Annotated in this window: 21 protein-coding genes and 1 tRNA gene; 2 read left to right on the forward strand and 20 right to left on the reverse strand. The window is 61.9% G+C overall.

Going from position 1 to position 20,173, the window contains the following annotated elements:
• Window positions 1–68 precede the first annotated feature (68 nt).
• The 4 genes from G370_RS0100885 to G370_RS0100900 all read right to left on the reverse strand — a co-directional run bounded on the left by G370_RS0100885 (window position 69) and on the right by G370_RS0100900 (window position 4,177).
• A complete protein-coding gene (locus G370_RS0100885) occupies window positions 69–530 on the reverse strand; it encodes a GNAT family N-acetyltransferase (protein ID WP_019658898.1) in 462 nt (153 codons plus the stop codon).
• 105 nt (window positions 531–635) lie between these two features.
• On the reverse strand, window positions 636–2,258 hold the full coding sequence (locus tag G370_RS0100890) for an FMN-binding glutamate synthase family protein (protein ID WP_019658899.1): 1,623 nt from the start codon (window positions 2,256–2,258) through the stop codon (window positions 636–638).
• Window positions 2,259–2,313: 55 nt separating this feature from the next.
• Window positions 2,314–3,600 (reverse strand): nucleotide sugar dehydrogenase, encoded by a 1,287-nt coding sequence (locus G370_RS0100895; protein WP_019658900.1) that lies wholly within the window; start codon window positions 3,598–3,600, stop codon window positions 2,314–2,316.
• 142 nt (window positions 3,601–3,742) lie between these two features.
• Window positions 3,743–4,177 carry a BLUF domain-containing protein gene (locus G370_RS0100900; protein WP_019658901.1) on the reverse strand — a complete coding sequence of 145 codons (435 nt, stop codon included), beginning with the start codon at window positions 4,175–4,177 and terminating at the stop codon, window positions 3,743–3,745.
• A 131-nt stretch (window positions 4,178–4,308) separates the two neighbouring features.
• Between G370_RS0100900 and G370_RS0100905 the strand changes: the two genes are divergently transcribed.
• A tRNA-Leu gene (locus tag G370_RS0100905) sits at window positions 4,309–4,395 on the forward strand.
• Window positions 4,396–4,457: 62 nt separating this feature from the next.
• Here the strand turns inward: G370_RS0100905 and G370_RS0100910 are convergent.
• The 5 genes from G370_RS0100910 to G370_RS01000000120575 all read right to left on the reverse strand — a co-directional run bounded on the left by G370_RS0100910 (window position 4,458) and on the right by G370_RS01000000120575 (window position 8,550).
• Window positions 4,458–4,700 (reverse strand): hypothetical protein, encoded by a 243-nt coding sequence (locus tag G370_RS0100910; RefSeq protein ID WP_154081297.1) that lies wholly within the window; start codon window positions 4,698–4,700, stop codon window positions 4,458–4,460.
• 98 nt (window positions 4,701–4,798) lie between these two features.
• A complete protein-coding gene (locus tag G370_RS0100915) occupies window positions 4,799–5,755 on the reverse strand; it encodes a tail fiber domain-containing protein (RefSeq protein WP_154081298.1) in 957 nt (318 codons plus the stop codon).
• Between the two features lie 67 nt (window positions 5,756–5,822).
• Window positions 5,823–6,581, reverse strand: a complete 759-nt coding sequence (locus tag G370_RS0100920) for a hypothetical protein (protein WP_019658904.1) — start codon at window positions 6,579–6,581, stop codon at window positions 5,823–5,825.
• Window positions 6,581–7,759, reverse strand: coding sequence for a hypothetical protein (locus G370_RS0100925; RefSeq protein ID WP_019658905.1), 1,179 nt, complete (start codon window positions 7,757–7,759; stop codon window positions 6,581–6,583). The genes G370_RS0100920 and G370_RS0100925 overlap by 1 nt, the downstream gene beginning before the upstream one ends.
• Window positions 7,759–8,550, reverse strand: coding sequence for a hypothetical protein (locus tag G370_RS01000000120575; protein WP_154081299.1), 792 nt, complete (start codon window positions 8,548–8,550; stop codon window positions 7,759–7,761). Before G370_RS01000000120575 ends, G370_RS0100925 begins: the two co-directional genes overlap by 1 nt.
• Window positions 8,551–9,024: 474 nt before the next feature.
• On the opposite strand from G370_RS01000000120575, the gene G370_RS1000000121505 reads away from it, so the two are divergent.
• Window positions 9,025–9,183, forward strand: a complete 159-nt coding sequence (locus G370_RS1000000121505) for a hypothetical protein (protein WP_154081300.1) — start codon at window positions 9,025–9,027, stop codon at window positions 9,181–9,183.
• Here G370_RS1000000121505 and G370_RS1000000121705 read toward each other — a convergent pair.
• The 11 genes from G370_RS1000000121705 to G370_RS0100995 form a co-directional block, all read right to left on the reverse strand.
• Entirely contained in the window at window positions 9,180–11,423 is a 2,244-nt protein-coding gene (locus G370_RS1000000121705) for a hypothetical protein (RefSeq protein ID WP_019658908.1), read from the reverse strand. The genes G370_RS1000000121505 and G370_RS1000000121705 overlap by 4 nt on opposite strands.
• Window positions 11,413–12,975, reverse strand: a complete 1,563-nt coding sequence (locus G370_RS01000000120580; protein ID WP_019658909.1) for a D-Ala-D-Ala carboxypeptidase family metallohydrolase — start codon at window positions 12,973–12,975, stop codon at window positions 11,413–11,415. Before G370_RS01000000120580 ends, G370_RS1000000121705 begins: the two co-directional genes overlap by 11 nt.
• On the reverse strand, window positions 12,975–13,784 hold the full coding sequence (locus tag G370_RS1000000120985; protein WP_019658910.1) for a hypothetical protein: 810 nt from the start codon (window positions 13,782–13,784) through the stop codon (window positions 12,975–12,977). Before G370_RS1000000120985 ends, G370_RS01000000120580 begins: the two co-directional genes overlap by 1 nt.
• Before the next feature lie 55 nt (window positions 13,785–13,839).
• The gene (locus tag G370_RS0100955; RefSeq protein WP_154081301.1) at window positions 13,840–14,397 is read right to left on the reverse strand and encodes a GNAT family N-acetyltransferase; all 558 of its coding nucleotides are present in this window, start codon (window positions 14,395–14,397) and stop codon (window positions 13,840–13,842) included.
• Window positions 14,397–14,624, reverse strand: coding sequence for a hypothetical protein (locus tag G370_RS01000000120590; RefSeq protein WP_019658913.1), 228 nt, complete (start codon window positions 14,622–14,624; stop codon window positions 14,397–14,399). Before G370_RS01000000120590 ends, G370_RS0100955 begins: the two co-directional genes overlap by 1 nt.
• A complete protein-coding gene (locus tag G370_RS1000000120990; RefSeq protein WP_020723484.1) occupies window positions 14,617–17,061 on the reverse strand; it encodes a putative Ig domain-containing protein in 2,445 nt (814 codons plus the stop codon). The genes G370_RS01000000120590 and G370_RS1000000120990 overlap by 8 nt, the downstream gene beginning before the upstream one ends.
• Window positions 17,061–17,468 (reverse strand): packaged DNA stabilization gp4 family protein, encoded by a 408-nt coding sequence (locus G370_RS01000000120600; RefSeq protein ID WP_050563249.1) that lies wholly within the window; start codon window positions 17,466–17,468, stop codon window positions 17,061–17,063. The genes G370_RS1000000120990 and G370_RS01000000120600 overlap by 1 nt, the downstream gene beginning before the upstream one ends.
• Before the next feature lie 64 nt (window positions 17,469–17,532).
• Window positions 17,533–17,802 (reverse strand): hypothetical protein, encoded by a 270-nt coding sequence (locus tag G370_RS0100980; protein ID WP_019658915.1) that lies wholly within the window; start codon window positions 17,800–17,802, stop codon window positions 17,533–17,535.
• Window positions 17,803–17,812: 10 nt separating this feature from the next.
• A complete protein-coding gene (locus G370_RS0100985) occupies window positions 17,813–18,016 on the reverse strand; it encodes a hypothetical protein (protein WP_019658916.1) in 204 nt (67 codons plus the stop codon).
• Window positions 18,017–18,028: 12 nt separating this feature from the next.
• Window positions 18,029–19,219, reverse strand: coding sequence for a P22 phage major capsid protein family protein (locus G370_RS0100990; protein ID WP_019658917.1), 1,191 nt, complete (start codon window positions 19,217–19,219; stop codon window positions 18,029–18,031).
• A 12-nt stretch (window positions 19,220–19,231) separates the two neighbouring features.
• On the reverse strand, window positions 19,232–20,137 hold the full coding sequence (locus tag G370_RS0100995) for a hypothetical protein (RefSeq protein WP_019658918.1): 906 nt from the start codon (window positions 20,135–20,137) through the stop codon (window positions 19,232–19,234).
• Window positions 20,138–20,173: the final 36 nt, after the last annotated feature.

Below are 20,173 nucleotides of genomic sequence, written 5' to 3' on the forward strand. Positions count from 1 at the left end.
CCATGCTCGGCTTGAATCAAAAGCAGCCGAGCGTGGGCTCGGCTCTACAGAACGCAGAAAACGAGCACTCACCACGGCCGGCGCATGCTCACTGAAGCCAGCGCCACGCCGCTGGGATGCGGGTAGGCCTCTTCGCGCACGCTGACGAACCCCTGGCGTTGATAGAACGGCACGGCGTTGAGCGAGGCCGACAGCACCACCTCACGTTCACGATCGGCCATCGCCAGCAGGCGCTGCATCAACGCCTGGCCAATGCCCTGGCCGCCATGATCCGGATTGACGAACAACGCATCGACTTCATTGGCATCGGCATCAAAGACGCCGAAGCCGAGCAGGCCACCCTGCCCGTCCTCGGCCACTACGCAGCCTCCCTGCCCCAGCAACCGTGCGTACTGCGACGGCGGCGGCGAAGCAGACCACGGATCGATCACCTCCGCCGGGTAGTGGCTGCTGCACGTCTCGCGAACGCAACGCGTGCGCAGTGCCCACAGCATGGCGACATCGTCGATGGTGCCGGTCCTGAACCGCATGACATCTCCCTGTAGAGCCGAGCCCATGCTCGGCTCGGCTGTTCTTCGTTCCAACATCGCGATGAGAGAAGCAGCCGAGCATGGGCTCGGCTCTACAACATCACGTTATCGCGACTTGCTGGCGCGCAGCGCCTGGATCTTCGGCGGTGGCTGGAACGAGTCGCTGCGCGCATCGGCCCAGAACGCATGGAACACCGCATGGTCGGGCACCTTGTGCAGCAGTTCGCCTGGATCCAGGTAGCGGTACAACGAGGCCAGCGAACGGATCTCCACCGGCGAGACACGGCGCAGGATGTGTTCCGGCCCCAGCTCGGCCGGATCATTGAGGCCAGCGGCACACAGCAGCTCCTTCAAGGCATGCAGCGTGTGCTCGTGGTAGCTGTAGACACGAGCAGCCTTGTCCGGTGCATCCAGATGCTTCCAGCGCGCGGGATCCTGGGTAGCGATCCCGGTCGGACACTTGTCGGTATGGCAGCTCAGCGACTGGATGCAGCCCAGCGCGAACATGAAGCCTCGGCCGGCATTGCACCAGTCGGCCCCCAACGCGATGGTCCGTGCGATGTCGAACGCACTGGTGATCTTGCCGGCCGCGCCGATGCGGATGCGCTCACGCAGGTCGAGGCCGACCAGGGTGTTGTGCACCAGCAGCAGTGCCTCATGCATCGGCACGCCGACATGATCGACGAACTCGGCCGGTGCCGCGCCGGTGCCGCCTTCGGCGCCATCCACCACGATGAAGTCCGGCAACAGGCCGGTTTCCTGCATCGCCTTGGCGATGCCGAACCATTCCCACGGGTGGCCGATGGCCAACTTGAAACCGACCGGCTTGCCACCGGACAGTTCGCGCAGGCGGGCCACGAACTGCAACAGTTCAACCGGCGTGGAGAACGCCGAATGGCGCGACGGCGACACGCAGTCAACGCCCATCGGCACGCCACGGGTCACCGAGATCTCGGCGGTCACTTTCGGTGCCGGCAGCACACCACCGTGGCCCGGCTTGGCCCCCTGCGACAGCTTGATCTCGATCATCTTGACCTGATCGTGGGTAGCGTTGGCAACGAAGCGCTCCTCGCTGAAACCACCTTTCTCGTCACGGCAACCGAAGTACCCCGAGCCGATCTCCCACACCAGGTCGCCGCCCATTTCGCGGTGGTAGGGCGAAATCGATCCTTCGCCGGTGTCGTGGTAGAAGCCACCGCGGCGTGCGCCTTCGTTCAGTGCGCGGATCGCATTGGCTGACAGCGAGCCAAAGCTCATCGCCGAGATGTTGAACACGCTGGCCGAATAAGGCTTGGCGCAGTTCGGGCCGATCAGGACGCGGAAGTCATGCTTGGCAATCGTCGTCGGTGCCAGCGAATGGTTGATCCACTCGTAGTCCACCGCATAAGTGCTGCGCAGGGTGCCGAACGGCACCGTGTCCATCTCGTTCTTTGCACGCTGGTAGATCAGCGCGCGCTGCTGGCGCGAGAACGGCACGTCTTCCAGGTCGCTCTGCACGAAGTACTGGCGGATCTCCGGACCGATCGACTCCAGCCCGTAACGGAAGTGCGCCATCACCGGATAATTGCGGCGCAACGTGCTGCGTTTCTGCAGCAGGTCCCAGGTCCCCAGCGCCACCATCGCGGCAGTCAGGCCGACGCCCCAGTACCAGGCTGGCCAGATCGTGGCCAGCCACAGGCATATCGGGAACATCAGGATGGCGAGCAGGTAGACGATATACCGGTGCATGGCGTTCCTCGGTTGCAACTGCCCCCGAGTCTACCGCGCCGTTCGCAGCCGGGGCTTACAAACGATCGTCAACCACGTTGCGCGGCCAGGCCGATTTCACGTCGTAGACCAGGCCACCGGGCGCCAGCAGCGCCCGGATTGCGGATTCATCCATCGCCTTGAAACGGGCGTGGGCCACCGCCAGCACCACCGCGTCATAGCGCCCTGCCCCGGGCTCGGCCAGCCAGTCCAGGCCCTCGCCGGTCAATGCCGCCGGGCCGACCCACGGGTCGCTTACCTCGACCCTCGCACCGGCATCGCGCAAGCGCTGTGCCAGTTCCAACGCGCGACTGTTGCGCAGGTCCGGGCAATCCTCCTTGAAGGTCACGCCCAGGACCAGGATGCGTGCATCCGCCGGCGCACGGCCACGCTCGGCCAGCATCGCCAGCACCCGAGCCGCTACGTGCTCGCCGACGCGGTTATTGACCTGTCGCGCGGTGTGGATCAGGTCCGGGTGGTAACCCACGCTCTCGGACTTGTGCAGCAGGTAGTACGGATCGACGCCGATGCAGTGACCACCGACCAGGCCCGGGCGGAACGGCAGGAAGTTCCACTTGCTGCCGGCGGCATCCAGCACGTCCTGGGTGTCGATGCCGAGCCGGTCGAAGATCAGGGCCAGCTCGTTGACCAGCGCGATGTTGACGTCACGCTGGATGTTCTCGACCACCTTGGCCGCTTCAGCCACGCGCATCGAAGGGGCCGGGAACGTACCGGCGGCAATGATGCGCTGGTACAGACCATCAATCACCGCAGCGACCTCCGGGGTCGATCCGGAGGTGATCTTGCGGATGTCGGCAAGGCGCCGCTGGCGGTCACCGGGGCTGACCCGTTCGGGGCTGTAGCCGCAGTAGAAGTCTTCGTTGAAGCGCAGGCCGGACCCTTGTTCCAGCAGCGGCACGCACACTTCCTCGGTGGTTCCGGGGTAGACCGTGGACTCGTAGATCACCAGATCTCCGGCGCGGAGATGGCTGGCAATCAGGCGCGTGGCCGAACGCAACGGCTCCAGATCGGGCTGTTCGTAGGCATCGATCGGGGTCGGCACGGTGACGATGTAGACATTGCAGGCATCAAGCAGTGCCGGATCGCTGCCGTACTGCAACAGGTGCGCACTGGCCAGCTCGTCGGCTTCCATTTCCAGTGTGTGGTCCTGGCCGCTGCGCAGCTCGGCGATGCGACCGGCGTCAATATCGAAGCCCAACGTCGGCCACTGCCGGCCAAACGCCACCGCCAACGGCAGGCCGACATAGCCCAGGCCGACCACCGCAAAACGAGGGTCACTGGCCGCCGCAACCGGCACACTCATCGGCACATCCCGTGCAATCGATGCAATCGCACATACGCTGCCATGGCTTCGGCCAACACACTCATCTGCTGCACCACTCCGGAAAACCTGCGCCAGAAAGGCTACAGCCTACCGGCCCCGGCGCCCTGCCGCCAAGGCGGGCTCAGGACCCCAACGCCACCGCCGCCGGTTCCAGCTCACCGTCGGCACCGGTCCAGGCCTGCAGCAGGCGTTCAAATCCACCGCTGCCAAGCAGGAAGCCGGGCCAAGCGGCGTCGACGATCTGCGCCAGTGGTTCTGGCTCGATGCGCCGCGTACCCATCGACCAGCGCGGAAATGCCCGCTGCACCACCGGAGCGCGGCACAGTACGTGCAGCTGCCCATGGCTGCGCGCGTTGAGGATGCGCTGGAACACCGAATCGATGCCGTCCTGCGGGCCTTCGAGATACTGCAGGAAACGGCTGCCATCGAACATCAGGACGCCGGTGACTCCAGCTACACGATTGAATGCCGTGGCATCGGCCAGCAGGCGGTCAAGATCGGTTGTCTGCAGATCGGCGCGGGCCTCGCTGGCATAGGCAATCGCGTGCAGCGACATCAGATGGCTCCCCCCCTGGGAACGATGGCAGGGACTATGACATGAATACGATCGGCAGTTAAGCACGCGACCGCCGTGATGCAAACAGGCCGAGGCAGCGCAGGTGGGCTACAATCGGCGCCGCGCTGCTGGCCCGGATGGCGAAACTGGTAGACGCATCGGACTTAAAATCCGCCGGGGGCAACCCCATGCCGGTTCGATTCCGGCTCCGGGCACCAAGGCTTTCGGGCCTATTGCGCCACCCACCCAGAAACGCCTATGTGCAGTTTTTGTGCAGTGGTCACTCTGCGGGCTTGATCTTCCCCGCCTCCCTTTCCTCAAGGATGGCCGCGACTTCCTGTCGCAGCCTGTCCTGATGCCGTATCACCCACTGCTCCATCCCAGCCCTGCCCGTCCACTGGTTCTGGCACGGCCGGACGATGTGCTGCCGGTAGTCACGGTGGAAGTCCAGAAACACCTGCCACCTCTGATTATCCACCCGCTGCTGGATCCGGGCCACGCAGATGAAGTGCAGGCAGATCATGTCCGGAGCCTGGGTGTACGTCGACGCCTTCTGCCAAGTGAAGTCTGGAGGTAGTTCCATGCCGGGGAGGATACGCTTCCCCGTCTCAGGGGTTGCGATCAGACCTTGGCTTCTAGGGCGGACAACCGGGCGTCGAGTGCCTCGATCTTGCCCGCCTGTACGTCGTTCTCCGCCGCGAGCGCCGAGACCATGAAGCACAACAGCTCCTCCTTCCGGAAGCTGTAGAGGTCGCCTGCCTCGCGGGCCGGAGTAAGCTCGTTGCCCTCATCGTCGTGGGTGGCAGCTTCGGCCTCCCACTCGTCGTAGCAGATGAAGGAGTAGGCGAACGGTTCCAGCCCATGCGCCTCCATCACCGCGATAGCGGCCTGAACAGTCGGGCCAGCGTGCAGCCGGTCCCCGGTCAGCCACTCCCAGATGGCCGGAAGCCGGGCCAGCTCCGAACCTGCCTTGCACTCAGCATCCGACAACTGGCGCGGCTCGGTCTTGAGGCGGGCGTCGGAGGTGTTGATGGTGCCGTTTACCGCGTATACCTGTGACCAACGGTTACCTGCCTGTCCACTGGAATACAGGTTGTCACCAGCCGGAACGCTGTTTCCTCGGAAGTAGACAATCGAACTAGCCATGTCGATAACGAGATAGTTCGTCGTCGTACCACTTAGAGTATTGCTCAGGGTAAGTGCTGTTCCGGGATTCCAGAATCTGGTCAGGTTGCCATTCGTATGGCTAAGAAAGAGAGATGGACCGCCGTTTGAGATGGTTAGGTTCCCCAGCATTGTCTGAGGATTGCCCCACGTAACAGTGCTATTGCAATGAGGGATCGTGTTCCCAGAGTTACCTTGGTCAAATGTTGCAACTGTGCCGAGCGCCAATGCCGTCCTCTGCGCCGCCTGAGTGGTGGCGGCAAGGAGGGTGCGGCCTACGCTGGTGACGGTGTACGTCGCCCATGCGGAGCCGTTGTAGTACAGCGACAGGTCTGCGGCAGCGGTCAACCCAGCGATGCCTGCAAGGTTGCCGAGGGCGAAATTTCCATCGGCACCCGCAGCGGTCCGGGTCATCACGTTGTCGGTGGCTGCCGGGGTGCCAACCGGGTATACGGAGGGGTCTGCGTACTTGGGCATGAGATTACCTATTGAAGTAGTAGGCGGAGACTTCGACCGTTACTTGGCCGGCTGCAATGGTCACGACGCCGCCGAGAATGTTCGTGGCGAGGCCCTGCATGGTCACGGTCAGGTCAGCGTCCAAGTTCAGCTCGATGGTGCTGGTCATGTTGGCGTCGACGTACTCCGTGTTCATCGTCGCTGTAGGCGCGCCCATCGATGGCCGGGAGAAGTAAAGAGTCAGGTTTGAGGCATTTCGGACCTTGAGCCGCACCATCGTTGCCGTCAGCGGCAAGATGCTGGACAGGTTGATGGTCTGCAGGGCAGGCTGGGTGAGGATTGCAATGCTCAAATTCAGAGGCCGCGCTGGGCCGCCGACCGCCGTAGAGGCGCGGTCCAGCTTTACGAGGTTTCCGCCCTGCCCCGCCAGAATGTGCCGACCAGATCGGAACCGGGACGTTGATTCTGAGCGGCATGTGCCGAGATAGCGCCGCGTCGTATCACCGGTCTTAGTGCGTGCGGTGCCGAGATAGGGGTTATCAGGGGCAACCGTATCGAACTCCAGCAGGCCCATGCCGTCGGGACTGGCGTACCCATACAGGTGGTAGAACGTGTTGGCAGCAGGGGTTGCAGGCAGGGTAGCCGTAGCGCTGCCATCGTAGGCCACGCGCTGCGTCCCCGGCAGGAAGAACACGCCAGGCGAGGTCGTGATGTTCATCCCATCTGGCGCCAGCGTCAGCTGCAGCCCGCGAATGTCGGAGTCTGTCGGATCAAGAGCGGCCATCAGCTTGCGATACTCCGGTCAGAGAAACGGCGCCATTTCGTGCCTGACACCACGGTGGAGTCGTACCAGCAAGGCTCGGGGTTGCCGGTAGCGAGGTCGGTGATAATGACCATTCGCCCCAGCGATACCGGCGTCAGGGCATTGGCCTGAGCCAGCGTCATCGCCACGAGGGTGTGAATGTCCCCGAGGGTCTGCAGCGACCATGCCCCACCACTCGATCGAAACGCATAACCCTGCCCAGACAGGCCAGCAACGCCGGTCAGATTGGCCGGGACGCCCGACAGCCACTGGTAGGGGATCTGCGCCGAATTGGCGTATAGCGGCCTTCCCTGCTGGTCTGTCAGCGGATTGCCAAGCTGATCCGTCAGGACCGACCAGCGCAGCAGCACATAGGGGCTGTTCGGGCCATCCAGTGGCGCCCACGCCAGACTCTGCCGGGCATAGGGCAACCCGTCGTTCGGCGCTTCGGGGAAATACTTGTTGATCGTGCCGGGCGGCAGATCGTCGGTAGTAGCAGCCTGGGTGCCGGACACCCTGCCCTTAGCATCGCGGGTGATCTTGACCAGCGCCGCACCAGCACCGGAATCGGGCAGGTTCGATAGCGAGATGGTCGGTAGCCCTGCCGCTGCATTCCCGTTCGCCACGTCGATCTGCTGCGCGGTGCCGGTGATCGTGGCGTCTTTGGTGCCAGTGACGCGCCCTTTGCCGTCCCGTGTGATCGCCAGCAGCGTACCGGCGCCAGAGTCGGCAACATCGGCGAGGCCGAACGTGGTCACGCCATCGGTGCCAATGGCTTTTGTCAGCTCTCCAGCCGCAACCGTGATGGTGCCAGAGACAGGGAACCAGCCCTTCGTGCCATCCGGGCCGGTGCCGTAGTACTCAGTGTTGCCTGGGCTTTCCTCATCGCCTTGCAGGGTGATGACCACCACATAGCCAGGCTGCGGTATGCCGTTTACCGCGATGGACTGCTGTCCGAGGATCTGGAAGCTGCCGCCCTCGCCGTCCTCCAGCGCCGCAACGCGGGCAGCAAGGGCCTCATAGAGAGCACGCAGGTCATCGCTCGATTGGGCCGAGGCCAGCCGCAGGAAGTAGTTCGCCCACGCCTGCGTGACCCGCCCTGCCTGATCAACTACCGGCTGGTCAAAGCGCGGCTGTTCGCCAGGGAAGCGGCTGACCATCAGCTGGCTACCTTGCCAATCGCTCGCCACATCACCGGCAGCGGGCTGCTGAGGTTGTATTGGGACCTCACGTCATCGACGCCCAGGTCCCAATAGATCGTAGCTCCTGTAGTGCTTGCGGTAGCTCCAATGTCACCGATGAACCCAGCAGCTACCGCGCCGGAACCCCGGTTTATGGTCACCTGGACGTTCGGGACAGTGGCATATGCGACAGGGAAGTTGAACGAGCCACTCGCAATCTGTGCCCCGCTGGCTGGGATTGAGAACGTCCCCCACTGCTCAAGGATGACCGAACTGGTGCCGACGTACTTGACCGAGGTGTCCGTGACCACGATTGGCGAAACCGGCGCCGTCGGCTGGGCCTGGAGGACATAGCCACCACCACTGGCAACGACCATCTTGCCGTCCGAGCCGGTCGGGTCAGGAAGCTGGATGATGTCCTCCCACAGCACCACCGAACCGTCATTGGTCAGGAACTTGCCTGCCTCGAGCGTCGGGAACACGTTGTTCCCCACCGAGCCGTCATTCACATCCCGGGTCCAGATCACGGCGCCAAGGCTATCGGTCAACCGTACGGTATAGGACCCGGACAGCCAGATGTTCACGTTGGCCCGGCCCGAGCTGTCCAGCGGCACCGGGTTGGTATTCGGGATCGTCAGCCCCTGGTTTGACCATGTCATGCGGGGATTGGTCGTGCCCTGGTCATAGAACTGCAGGAAGCCACCGGCCACCGGCTGATTGCTCAGGATGTCGAAATACACCGGGTTTGGGTCGTAGAAGCGGCCGCTCATGGGATCTCCCAAAGAAAAAGCCCGCGTTGACGGGCTTCGGGCATAAAAAAACCCGCTCAAGGCGGGGCTTCGGGTGTTCAGGATTTTGGATGGCGGGCTACCACCACTTGATAGCCCATATCACGGCGGCTACGGACAGCCCGATAGCCGCAATCAGAGCCGCGTTTGCCAGCTTGTTGCCAGCCCGGTCAGCGCCTTCTTTGCTCATGGCCCCTTTAACTCCAAGGTGCGTTTTGGGTGTATTCTTGGTCATGGTCCTCGGTGGTCAGGTCACTGCGGATACATGAAGGGTCACCAGCGCGAACTGGTGGCCCTTCGCCGTTTTGGGGTCGGTACGCTCAATCACGCTCACCGACAGGTAAATGCTAGCGGCACCGACGGACTCTCAGTGAGCAACAAAGCTGTGGATATCTCCGCGCAGCGCGCTTGACATTTGGGTGGTAGGATTCGGGCCACATGTCCACAGGTGTCGTCATGACTTGGCTCTATGCCATCGGCCTGAAACTGCTTTTCGCGCCGCTTTTTGTACTGGCTTACTGGCTGCTTGCCATCAAGGGTGGAAACGCTCTGGTGCGCTGGTTGATCCCCAGCCAGAAGTGGCGAGACTTTCTGACCAAGGACCGCTACTTCTAGTCAGCTGAAGGCTGAGCCGAGCGGCCTGCCGCCAGCGCAAGCTGGTTGAGCGACTTACGGACAACCCCGGCATCCTCCTTGGGAAGCGCGGCCAGAACCCGTTGAGCCTCTGACGGGTTTGCCATCAGATACGCCAGTCGCTCCGACAAGCGCTGATTAGCCTGCTGCTCGAAATGCTCGAAGAGTGGCCCAACCCACGGCAGCCGGCTGCCAACGCCACGCACAGCGGCTCTCTCGCCAATGCTCAGCCGCTCCGCAGTCTGGCTACCAGCTGTCGCCGACCGGCTACGCTGGGCAATCCTCTGCATGTCGTCTTGAATCGCGCGCAGCGACGCCAGGTCATAGGCAGTCAGGATGTCAGTAGCCCTCGCCTTCTTGAAATCAGTGGCCTTGGCGGCGATAGCATCCAGATCGTTGGTCGAGCGCGACACGCCCGACGGCGTAAGGATCGGGTTCCCGAGCTGGTCTTGCGCAGTGCTAGATGAGCGAGAAAGGATCTCTCGACCAACTTCCATGCGGTTGATTGGTTTGGAGGCATTGCGGTAGGCAGAGAGGTATTCAGGGAAGCTAGGCGCACGGTTTGCCAGCTCGCTGTCCAACGCCTCGCGAAGTTGCATCAATTCTCGGGAAGCTGCACGCGCATAACTCTTGTCGGCGCCAGCCTTGCCCTGCAAGAGGTCCCCGATGTACTGCCGGACAAGGTATAGCGACCCAACCGACTCGCCTGCGGAATCAAGAGCTCGGCCAACGTCGTTGATCGCAGATTGAACGCTCGGGCGTGGGGCATACTCAGACGACATGCGAGATGCCATAAGGCGAAGGTTACGTAGGCCCTCTGACACATCCTCGCCTTGCAGCCTCTGGGAGGGGGTCAACGAACGGTTGGCCTGCTCCAGTGAGGATTCAAACTGGCGACCTTCCGCCATTGCCCTCTGCAATGCCGTGTCGACCACACTCTCGCGCGCAGCTTCGGCTGCTGCCATGTCGCCCTCGGTTCCAGCGATATTCTGCAACTGTTGCACACGGGCGGCGTTGTTTCTCAAATCGATGGGCTCAAATGCACCTCGATTCCGCGCACGCATCAGATTCTCCAAGGCCATGAGGCCGGAATCGCCACTAGCCTCGCCCAGGGTCCGCTGTACGCCGGGGACATCAGACTGAGTAATAGTGAGGTTGTTCGGGTTGGTAGCCTCGCGCGCCAGTACATTACCGGCCTGCCGGTCAGTGGCATTGAGGCCGGTACGCGCCAGGAGGTTTCGGCCGGTGTTCAGAGCAGCACCCGCGCCCTTTGCCGCAAGAGCGCCAGCGCCGCCGCCCACTCCGCCCAACAGCGCGTTCCCAACACGCTCATTCTCCGAGGCGACCGGCTGCAGAGCGCCGATGGTTAGGCCCTGAAGAGCATTGCCTCGCACAGTGGTTGGCAGAAGGGCATTCGCGGCCGTAGTGCCGCGAGCTGCGACGCCAGGGCCAAGGATCTGTGCAATCGTCCCAAGGACATTCCCGCTGAACCCGGCCCCAGTATCAAGCAGTGGCCGGTCAATCTCTCGGCGCGCAGCTTCCTCATCACGCAGTCGCTTGCGCTCGGCCCCAAGCTTGGAAAGGGCAACCAATCCGCTTTCCAGGAAACCACCACCGCTCAAGGCGCCAACAGTCCCCTGCTGCAATGCTAGAAGAGGTGAGGATCCAACGTCGCCAGCGGCCTGCTTCAACCCCTGATACGTATCAACCAAAGACTTGCCGACGCCAGCGCGAAATCGGTCGATACCGCTCATGTTGTCGGTGGGGTTAGGAATGCCTCCTCGACCGACATCACTCTCCCTTGTGCCACCGACAATGTCGATGTTCAGGGCCTGATCGCCACCTGCAGGCTCGTCATCCCAGACAATCGTGCTGGGGTCTGGGCGGTCGTACATGCGCGCTTGATCGTTATGGAGACTTTCTGCATATGCTGTTGCATTCTCAGGAGTGTCAAAGGCCCCGAGGTTCCGACCAGTGCGCCGGAACAGATCAATCGCATCATCATCGCTGAGGATCCTACCGTCATCGGAGACGGTCGGGATCAGGTACTCACGGCCGTCAAAGTTCGCGGAGATTGAGCGTACAGTCGAGATCGATCCATCCGCGTTTCGAACTACAGGGCGTTTGGTGAGGTCGATGTTGCCAGCTGACAGCTGCCCACGGGCCAGCTGCGGCCGCTGGGGCTCGTCGTCCCAAACGATGGTGGACGGATCAATTGCCATATTCGATGGCCCCGTCGCTGTACTGGACGACCGGGCGTCCGTTGGAGGTGCCTCGGCGGACGATGGTGCGCTGAGCGCCCTGTTCCCGAGATGCCGACGACTGCCTGTTCGCATACTTCCTGTTCAACGAACGGATCTGCTCGAGCGCGGCAAGGCGCGTCTGGACTGGCAGCGTATCGTTGGCAAGGTCACCGGCCATCTGCTTGTAAAGTTGTACATCACGATCCGACTGCGGGCCTTCCATACGCGGCATCTTGGAAGTCAGCTGTCCCGCGATTGTCTGCAGGGCTGCAGTCGCCTGGGCGCCTTGGGTGGATCGGCCGAAAACGCCCGCCAACCGGTCAGCACCAGCACCAATAAGGCTACCCGTGGCGCCCGAGTTGAGGATGGCCTGCGCATCGTCAAGCAGGTCGAGAGCCGTGTTCGCATCCCGGGTGCGAGTTGTCTGCAGCTTGTTGGCATCTGCTTGGGCGCCAACCTGTGCTTTGCCAGCCTCCTGAGCAAGGGCGGCCTGGGTGCGCATCGCCAGCTCCTGCGGGAGGAACTGCTGCTGAGTACCCAGCTTTGCCGCCTCGACAGCCGCCGCCTCATCCTCTGGGCGGCGACCGGCGAACAGGTTCGCACCACCGCCAGCACCGCCAGCACCGCGAGGCACCTGCAGGTGGATGTGATCGCCCTCATCGATGGCCTGATAGCCCAGCTGGCGCGCACGGGAGATGAATGCAGGCTTCTGGTTGGTCGGGACTGCATAGTCTGCTGCAGTGCCATTGAGATGCTGGCTGTTGGGCTGACCTCCGACCTGGGCATTGCGTTCGGCAGAACGCACACCGCTGGTCATCATCACCGACGGGAACTCAGTCGCCAGCTGGCTGAAGGCTGCGAAGTGGTTGCCGCCTCCCGCCATCGGTGCCGGCTGCGAGAACGAGCCGTAGCCGGTGCCGTCACCCACGACCTGCGCACCAATCTGACGCGGGTCAACGGCCACCAGACGTTCAACACCGTCGGGCCCCTTCACCTTCTGATAGCCGATGGCTGCCGAGGACTCCCGACCAGCCAGGCCGAGGTTGATGCGGCGTGCGCGCTCCACATCTTCCGGGCTCAGACCCTGAGTCATCATCTGGAAGGAGCGCACGTCAGTGGGCGTCTGCCCATTGAAATTCGGCGTGTTGCTTGCAACCGACAGAACCTGGTCAACGATGGGCATCACCGTGGCCGCATCGAACTGATCGGGGATCTCAGCGCCGAAGTTCCTCTTTAGGTATGGCAGCGCCGAACGGTATACGCCCGCCTGCATCTGCGGATTGTCGGCATACTGCTTGAGCGTCTTTGCCAGACCAACAAGCTGCTGCTGCTGCCTGTTGCCTTCGGATTGGTATGCCTCAGCTCGCTTGGGGTCCAGTGCATATGCTCGGCTTGTTGCATCCAAATCACCAGCCATGACCTGAGGAGCAAGAGTCTGCAGCTCGGCCAGCATGTTGCGCTGGGTGATCGCATTCTGCCGCTCAAGGCCGTTGGCCTGCCCACGTGCGAAGGCTTCGTAGAAATTTGCCATCAGGTCCTCCGAGTGGCCCAGTAATCACCGAATGCACCGCCGACACCGGCAAGCGCGTTGTTCCAGGCCTGACCCTGGTTGAGATAGGACGAAGCGCGGGCGTTGCCTGCGTTGGCGAGCTGGTTACCGATCTGACCTGCGGTGTTCTGGCCCAAGCTGTTCAGCTCGCTATTCGCCGAGCCGCCGAGGCCTGCCAGTCGGAAGAGCGAGTTCTGGAAGTTGCCGAAAGCCTTTGAACCAAGGTTCGACGCGAAGGTCATCCGGTCAGCGTCGGCTCCGCCCGAGTACAGACCGCCACGAGCAGCAGCGCCACGGTCGAGAGCGTTGATGCCTTCATCTCGCGCCACGAGGTAGTCGGGCGTCTGATAGAACATGCTGAAGTCAGGGGTGCCAGTACCCTGATCCACGGTCCCGCCTCCCGCCGGCGCATTGCCAGTTCCGCCGCCTGTGGAAAACTGAAGGCTCCCACCGCCACCAGTGCTGCCACTGCTGAAGAAGCCCATCGGGTCGTAACTGGTGCCGCCGAACTGTCCGGCGAGGTTGGCAGGGTCAGTGATCTTGTCGAAGAGGCTGCGCTTCTTCTTCTTGGCTGGTTCAGGCTGGGTGATCTGAATGCCGCTAGAGAGCGGCGCCGAGTATGTCGGCAGGCCATACATCTGTGCCAGCAGGTTGAGCGCGCCCGTACCGGTCACCTGATACGGCAGCGTGTCCGCACGGCTTTGGTTGTACATCGCCACCTGGGCGTTGATCGAGTCGCGAGATGCACCCGTGGCCGCATCGCCTGCACGCCCGGCAGCGTCCGCCTGCATTTTCCCGCCAACAAGACTGCCGGCAGCCCCCACAATTGCACCTACAGCTGGCATATCAGCTCTCCAATACCGAATAGTCGTCGTTCATCACTGCCCAGCGGTATCGCAGGCGCAGGCCCTTGTTCTTGTTGTCCATTGCGCAGCAGCGCTCATACGCCCATTGCGGGCCGTCCGTGCCGCGCAGCCAGAGATCAATGTCCCAGCTGTAGTGCTTCACGTCGTGGGCAACACCACCGCGCAGGAAGGCAGTAGGTCGCACGTAGTCGAGGCGGAATCCGACGCGCTCGGTCAGGCGCAGGGCTGGCACGTTGTCTACCGGCACCTTCGTGACGATCTTGGTCATTTCGGTCCCGCAGAACAGGTATTCCGCCGCCTGAGCACAGAACCGGGCCACGCCCTTCGATCCCGGCAGGAACATGGTGTGTACCTCAACAACACCATCGCCAAGCCGGTGGAAGAAGAACCCGCCGCCCTCAAACTCGATCCCGATTCCTTGATCGAAGATCGCAGCTAGCGGCCACGACCCCTCCACGCCATCCGGTCCAATCCACGGACGCACGGCGGGGTGATCCATGACTTCCTGCAGGAAGCATGGATCGGTCGCAATCTTCATCAGTCTTCCGTCTGTTCCGGGGTCAGAACCGCGCCCAGAAGGTCATGCTTGCGCGGAGAGGAAACGCGTATGCGGAAAACGCGCTGCCGGGACTTGCCCAGGCGCATGAAGCGCACGCGCTTGGCATACTGCCCCACCTCACCAATGCTGCGTTGCTTCCAGTTCGACCAGTTCGCACCGCCGTCGACGCTGTAGCACATTTCCACGTAGTGGTCAGTGTCAGCCATCTGATTCACCCGATGTCCATCTAACACAGGTTGATGTGGTGGTTGGTGTCGGAGGCTGGTTCGCATCTAGCACAAGATCACCGCCGTGGGTGAGCAGAACAGGGAGGCTGGGAGTGCCGGATGTCGCTACTGTGATCCGTGTCTTGTCGCTGGATATTGAACTGTCATTCACAGTCGATGAATTCTGCCAAGTCGTCGGACTCGCAGTGCCAAGGCTCCCGCTGGAGAATGGGTAACGCCGAGCTGAGGCTGCTCCTGATCCAAAGGAATAGACCCACTGCCCATCGGCAGAGAAATATGCTCCACGACCGCTACCAGTTGAGCTTTGTGCTTGCAACGTAATTGCAGAATCAGTTACCAGCCAAATATATAGGCCAGTATTGTTCCGCTCGGCTACATACTTGGAATCTGGACTCCAATCGAAATCGATACCAGACTGAGCGCCGACAGACGTTGCGGGAGAATAGCGCGAGCCAATAACGCCGTTACTATCTACTACGTAGACAGCGCGCCAGTTGAATCCACCCCCCGATGATGTCCCAACGATTACACGCTTGCCGTCTGCTCGCCATGACACAGTGGTAGCGTCTGTCCCAGCTGCCGACGACGAAACTATCGAAAGGGTGTCGTCTGACTGATTAACGGCATAGACAAACAGCGTCGTGCTGGTGAGTACTGCCAAGAACTTACCATCAGGGTTGAACCTGCAGTATCGACAGGTTCCAGTTGTAGGCTGCGGCGGAGATGGCAGAAGCGTGTATTGCGTACCTGCTCCATTCAGCTTAGCCCAGCTCAGCACGATGGTTGAAGTCCCCATAGGCCCAGCGATGTACTTTGCTGACCTGGAAACCGTCAGGCCCAAGTAGGTGCCTCCGCTTCCAATCGGATTGCTCCCGTAGAGTACATATGTCCCGTCAGCCTGCATCCGGTACGAGCGTGCTTGGTCCATGAAGGCTGGCAGCGTCGAATAGATCTCGACCTGGTAGGACTTTTCATCCCACATCTGGGCTGAATCAGTTACTCGGATCGTTACCGCCCCGGAAAAACTTTGGGATGGGACCCCGCTGATTACGCCTGTAGCCGCCGTTAGCGACAGGCCGCTAGGAAGCGTTCCATCAACCACCGCGAACGTATACGGCGCAGTCCCTCCAGACACTGGGATTGTGTAGCTATACGCATTCTCGACGTAACCAACAGGGAGTTGTCCAGACAGAACCGGCATCGAAGGCTGAGCGGGGAACGCAATAGGCGCTGTTGGCGGCCCATGCCCGGTGTCGAAGATCAGCTCGGCATTGGGCAGCAGCAGCGCGCTCTGATTGTCAGCCACTACGCCGGAGCTACGCTCGCTAATGATCGGCTGATCGCCCTCGAGGAAATAATCCCAGTCGAGCTGCCAGGTGCGCCCGTTCTGGAAGTCGCCGCCAAACCAGTCGCGCCCCCACTTCTGGGTATGGCTCAAGCGCCAGCGGTTGATCCCGAAGGACTCGCGGCGATGCCACAGGCCACTCACCACGTCGTAGCCGAAGGTCTGTCCGTCAGGGAAGGTCAGATAGTAGACCTTGTGGCCGCGATCCTCCCAGGTGAAGGCGATGGCCTCGGCCCAGTTGTAGCCGGAAATGGCCTTCTCTAGCGCTCGTGTGGACACCGGACGGGCTGCGTAGCCTTCCATGCGGTAGACCACGCCGTCATCGCCGAGCCAGAACAGGGTGTTGTCCAGCTTCTGGATGGTATGACGTGACGCACAGCCACGGGTGATCGACTGGCGGCGGTTCTGGAACGTGCCAGTCTGGCCGCCAGCATTGAAAAAGAACTCAATCGTCCGCTGCCCGAAGACGACGACCTCAAACTGGCTAACGGCCAGTCCTACGATCTTGTCGGGCGCGGCCTCAGCCTCGTATCGATCAAGGGTGTTGTAGTCGGTGGCGTCAGCAAGGTTGGAGTGGAACCAGAAGCGCCCCTGCGGCTCCACGCCCAGCAGATACGAGTCGAGGTAGTCCGACGAGATCGAACCGGGGTAGCCCTCGTCCGTGATCTTGGCGAAGGTGTCGTCTACCGTGTTGTAGACATACCCGCCACCGCCCTGCCCGTTCTCAACCAGCACCTGATAGCCAGTCTTGAACTGGTTGTGCGTCATCTGGACGCGGCCGACACCAGGGATGATCCCCAGCGGAACGCCAACGCCAGTGTTGCTGATACGGTAGAGGTATCGGCCCGACACGATCAGTCGCAGCCCTTCGCAGTCGTGCATGCCGCGAATCGGGCCAGTGCCAATCTGCTGGTAAGGCTTGAGGCCAGGGGGAGTCGCGAACATCGACACAGTCCGCGTCCCAGCCACCTCCGCCATCACCGGCAGCCAGTTCACCGTGTCCTGGCACGACCACGGCAGGCTATCGCTGGTGTAGAAGCCGCCGATCAGGTCTACGGGCTGAGCGCGCATTACCAGCGATACCCGTCACTGCGGGTGTTGTAGCGGCAACGGAAGCCTGGGATGCCGCGCTCCATCTCCATGGGGCTGGAAGAAAACACATCAGCCAGTACGTCAGACTTCAGCCGCCTAGCCTCTTCAAAGACATCCGGATCAATGCTCACGCCGTAGCGCGGGCGAAGCTTGACGGCAAGGTTGTACATGATGGCCTCATCGGCCTCCGGCACATTCGGCATCTCGTCGGATGGGTTGGAAACCGGAGACCAACCCACTGAGTAGCCGTTGGCTTCCCAGCGGATCATCATCTGGTTGAGGGTGAAGATGCCCGTCTCCATGTCCTCGGCCTCCGGGGCCTCCGTTGCATCCAGAACGCGCAGCAGGCCCAGGGCTCCAGAAACGATTTCGGAAACCTTCGACATGGCAAACCCCCAAAAAGAAGGGGCGCCCCGAAGGACGCCCCAATTCACTGACTACTGCGACTTGTTACTTCTTACCAGCGGCTTTGGATTCAGCCTTGGCCTCGCGAGCATCCAGCTTTTCCTGGCGTGCACGATTGGCCTTCTGAACCTCGGCGGCTGCATCAGCTGCAGACACCTCGTCTGCCGGAACCTCGGGATTCCAGTCCTCGCCGTTCGAACGCGGAAACTTCGGATACTCCCAGCCATCGGCCAGTGCATCTTCGACTTCGTCGCCCGCGAAAAGCTCCACTTCGCCATCCTTGTGAAGGTATTTGGCGTGCTTGAACTCAGCCATGACGGCCTCCTTACGCGGTGGTCTTGATGAGGCCCAGCGAGGCCAGTGCGGTTGCCAGCTGCGCGGCGGTGACGCTTGCCAAGCTCAGTGCGGCGGGCTGCACTGCCGGAGTGGCGCCAAAGAAGCCGACCTTCGAGTCGGCGTTGCGCCCCAGCAGGGTGCCATCGGGGTTTTCGGTCGCAGCAGCGGCGACGGTATCGGGCGAAAGTGGCATCGTTTCTTCTCCTTAGAAGTTGGTCGGGTCGTTCGGGATGACCACACCGAACTCGGGGCGCAGAACGGCCGAACCCCAAAGGATATCGACGCGATTCAGGAACTGATCGTTGACGGTGTCGTAGTCGCGGATCATGCGCAGGCTCAGGCCGTCGAACTGCATACGGCTGGCTTCCTTGTTCTCCGGCAGCGGCAGGTCGACCGTTGCGAAGGTCAGGAAGTCACGAGCGAAGCCCAGGTTGACGCCGGTCTGAGCGGTTGCACCCAAGACAGAAACAGCAGCGGCAGCAGCCGGGGAAGCGGTGACGTTCTGCTCCGGGCCACTGGTGACGATGGCCGGGGAGATCTGCAGGTTGCCAGCGCCGCCGGCGTAGTTGGCCGTCACGACGAAGGTCTGCAGAACGCCGGTCGAGACCTTGGTGGCCGGGTTGACGGCAAACACGCCCGCGAAAGTGACGTGCTGACCGGCAACCAGGGTGCCAGTGCCCGTGTTAACCGCAATGGAGCTACCGGTCTGGTTGGCGCCGTTGACCTGATAGGTGCCCGGGATAGCCGAAGTGCCATAGGCCTGTGCCGGCATGTTGGTGGTTTCGAACCAGTCGAAGCCAGCTGCGCGGGCCATCAGACCGTCTTCATACTGCTCGGCCAGACGATCCTGGGCGTTGAAGAAGCCCTTCAGCTGGTCGACCACCTGGACCGTGCCGCTGGTGTTGGTCACCATGAACCGACGAGTCGGCGCCAGATTGTCGGTCAGCACCTTGTTGGCACGCAGAGCTTCCACGAAGTCCAGCTTGCCATCGGCGTTGGGCACGAAGTTGGCCGCGAACGGCAGGGCGCGCTGCAGAACGGTCTGCTCGATGCGCGATGCCAAGTCGGCGATGGGCTGATCCAGGTAACGGGCGCTGAAGTCATCAATCTTCAGGGCCATGTCCGAGCTGTTCCACACCAGATCGACGCCGGTCTGATCGGAGATGGTCAGCGGAACGGTCTTGTCGACCATGTTGGACGCATCCATGATGCGGCCGCTGCGGATCTTGGCGTGGGTCGGCACACGGATGTTGACGGTGTCGCCGATCTTGGCGCCAGTTACGGCGAACTCGCCCTTGTACTCCATGTTGATCTTGCGCAGGAAGGTGAGCTTCTGACGCAGGACCGACAGGATTTCGCGAGTGATTAGCTGGGTGGTGAGAAACTGATTTGCCATGGGAATGTCTCCTTAGAGCCCACGGGCCTTGCGCTCTTTCCTGCGCTGCGCGTCGTAGTCGGCCATTGACATCTCGGTCAGGTCCTTCACGACAGGCGGAGCACCGGAGAGCGTGGTCACCGGAGGCGGGGCTTTGGTAACGGTTTTGGTTTCTGGCTGACGCGCTTGTTCAGCGGCAGCAGGAGCGGCCTGGGATTCCAACTTCGCCTCGATGCGACCGATGGCTCGGCTGGCACCCGTGGGACTCATGGCCGCAATACGCGCGGCTTCGTCCAGGTTCTGACCCAGGTAATAGGCGATAGCAGCTGGGTTGTCCGTTTCAGTGATAGCCTCAGCCATCGCGACTGACACGGGCACGCCACCGTGGAACACGTCATGGAAATCGGGGTGCTGCTCGGCAAATGCCTGCACGCTGTCCTGATATCTCTTGGCACGTTCCTGTTCGCTTTCAGCCTCTTTGGCCTTCTGCGCACTCTTGGCGTCCTGCTGCTTGTGCCATTCGTACAAGGCCTCGGTATAGGCGGCGACGTCGAAACCATGCTGTTCCATGGTTGGTTTGTCGGAGGCTTGTTCCGTCTGGCTTGCCTGTTCCTGACGCGGCTCTGGCTGGCGCTGGTTGCGCAGTGCCTGCTCGCGCCAGTGATCCCGCTCACGCAACGCGTCGTACTTCTCACGCGTCAGCTCATCGATGCGCTTCCCCACGCCCTTGTTCTTGGGCTTTTGGGCGGCGGCATCATCCGTTTCCGAAGCTGCCGATCCTTCGGTGTCGTTCTGCTCGCCGGTCTGAACCTCCACCGTCTGCTCAGTGGTCTCCTTCTCCACTGGCTTCTGTGCTTCGGATTTCTCGGCTCGCGCGGCAATGCCCGCGTCCAGGTGGCTGTTGTCCACCGGACCCGGCTTGGTCACTTCGTCACTCATGTGCGCCTCTGGCGATATTGGCCCGGTGAACCTCAC

The sequence above is a fragment of the Stenotrophomonas hibiscicola ATCC 19867 genome, assembly GCF_000382065.1.
Lineage (GTDB): Bacteria > Pseudomonadota > Gammaproteobacteria > Xanthomonadales > Xanthomonadaceae > Stenotrophomonas > Stenotrophomonas hibiscicola.

Coding starts and splice junctions, on each gene's coding strand:
- G370_RS0100885 (WP_019658898.1), bottom strand. CDS start 530: ATGCGGTTCAGGACCGGCACCATCGACGATGTCGCCATGCTGTGGGCA.
- G370_RS0100890 (WP_019658899.1), bottom strand. CDS start 2,258: ATGCACCGGTATATCGTCTACCTGCTCGCCATCCTGATGTTCCCGATA.
- G370_RS0100895 (WP_019658900.1), bottom strand. CDS start 3,600: ATGAGTGTGCCGGTTGCGGCGGCCAGTGACCCTCGTTTTGCGGTGGTC.
- G370_RS0100900 (WP_019658901.1), bottom strand. CDS start 4,177: ATGTCGCTGCACGCGATTGCCTATGCCAGCGAGGCCCGCGCCGATCTG.
- G370_RS0100910 (WP_154081297.1), bottom strand. CDS start 4,700: ATGATCTGCCTGCACTTCATCTGCGTGGCCCGGATCCAGCAGCGGGTG.
- G370_RS0100915 (WP_154081298.1), bottom strand. CDS start 5,755: ATGACCCGGACCGCTGCGGGTGCCGATGGAAATTTCGCCCTCGGCAAC.
- G370_RS0100920 (WP_019658904.1), bottom strand. CDS start 6,581: ATGGCCGCTCTTGATCCGACAGACTCCGACATTCGCGGGCTGCAGCTG.
- G370_RS0100925 (WP_019658905.1), bottom strand. CDS start 7,759: ATGGTCAGCCGCTTCCCTGGCGAACAGCCGCGCTTTGACCAGCCGGTA.
- G370_RS01000000120575 (WP_154081299.1), bottom strand. CDS start 8,550: ATGAGCGGCCGCTTCTACGACCCAAACCCGGTGTATTTCGACATCCTG.
- G370_RS1000000121505 (WP_154081300.1), top strand. CDS start 9,025: ATGACTTGGCTCTATGCCATCGGCCTGAAACTGCTTTTCGCGCCGCTT.
- G370_RS1000000121705 (WP_019658908.1), bottom strand. CDS start 11,423: ATGGCAATTGATCCGTCCACCATCGTTTGGGACGACGAGCCCCAGCGG.
- G370_RS01000000120580 (WP_019658909.1), bottom strand. CDS start 12,975: ATGGCAAATTTCTACGAAGCCTTCGCACGTGGGCAGGCCAACGGCCTT.
- G370_RS1000000120985 (WP_019658910.1), bottom strand. CDS start 13,784: ATGCAGGCGGACGCTGCCGGGCGTGCAGGCGATGCGGCCACGGGTGCA.
- G370_RS0100955 (WP_154081301.1), bottom strand. CDS start 14,397: ATGAAGATTGCGACCGATCCATGCTTCCTGCAGGAAGTCATGGATCAC.
- G370_RS01000000120590 (WP_019658913.1), bottom strand. CDS start 14,624: ATGGCTGACACTGACCACTACGTGGAAATGTGCTACAGCGTCGACGGC.
- G370_RS1000000120990 (WP_020723484.1), bottom strand. CDS start 17,061: ATGCGCGCTCAGCCCGTAGACCTGATCGGCGGCTTCTACACCAGCGAT.
- G370_RS01000000120600 (WP_050563249.1), bottom strand. CDS start 17,468: ATGTCGAAGGTTTCCGAAATCGTTTCTGGAGCCCTGGGCCTGCTGCGC.
- G370_RS0100980 (WP_019658915.1), bottom strand. CDS start 17,802: ATGGCTGAGTTCAAGCACGCCAAATACCTTCACAAGGATGGCGAAGTG.
- G370_RS0100985 (WP_019658916.1), bottom strand. CDS start 18,016: ATGCCACTTTCGCCCGATACCGTCGCCGCTGCTGCGACCGAAAACCCC.
- G370_RS0100990 (WP_019658917.1), bottom strand. CDS start 19,219: ATGGCAAATCAGTTTCTCACCACCCAGCTAATCACTCGCGAAATCCTG.
- G370_RS0100995 (WP_019658918.1), bottom strand. CDS start 20,137: ATGAGTGACGAAGTGACCAAGCCGGGTCCGGTGGACAACAGCCACCTG.